Origin of the sequence: Synechococcus sp. H55.2 (assembly GCF_047462495.1) — a bacterium.
Lineage (GTDB): Bacteria > Cyanobacteriota > Cyanobacteriia > Thermostichales > Thermostichaceae > Thermostichus.
Genome location: NZ_JANSJH010000240.1, coordinates 1 through 569, shown reverse-complemented (window position 1 = coordinate 569; position 569 = coordinate 1). Strand labels below are relative to the sequence as shown.

Annotated in this window: 1 protein-coding gene; it reads right to left on the bottom strand. The window is 58.5% G+C overall.

Annotated features, from left to right (window positions below):
- The coding region (locus NW844_RS13125) for an RNA-guided endonuclease InsQ/TnpB family protein (RefSeq protein ID WP_414336278.1) at positions 1-569 on the bottom strand (569 nt) is incomplete at both ends.

Here is a 569-nt window from a genome sequence, read left to right as displayed (position 1 = left end):
AGGTCTGCGAGCTGTAGGCAGGCGGCACCACCACAACCTGGATTCCTGCTCTGGCGGCCTTGTACTGCACAAACTGCCGCAACTGGTAGAACGCCCAACTGTTTGACCGCCGCCGCTCCGTCTTGCTGGGCGGCTGTTGGTTGGTACGTTCTCTAATTCCAGTCAGGTCTTCCAAGGCAATAAAGCTGTGGGTCGCCTGTGCCCTAGCAACAATGGACTTGGAGATGCGATGGTTCACCCAAGTTTGAAAGCGCCTCTCCCGACCAGACAGCCGTTGCAGCAGCTCCCGACACCTGCGCCGAGTGCTGCGTGTGCCCCTACTGGCTTTGCGTTGCAGAGCCGCTCTCAACCGGGAGTAGTGGTCTCTGACCTGGTTCAACTGCTGTCCATTCCAGTTATCCCCCTCAGAAGTATGGGCAATATCTCTCCTACCCAAGTCCACACCAATCGCCCCGGTGGTGTCTCGTGGCTCCGGTGGGTCGTGCTCCACGCCAATCTGGATGTAGTAAGAACCATCTTTGCGCTTGATGAGCGTGGCCGCTTTGGGATTGGTGCCTGCCAACACGCCC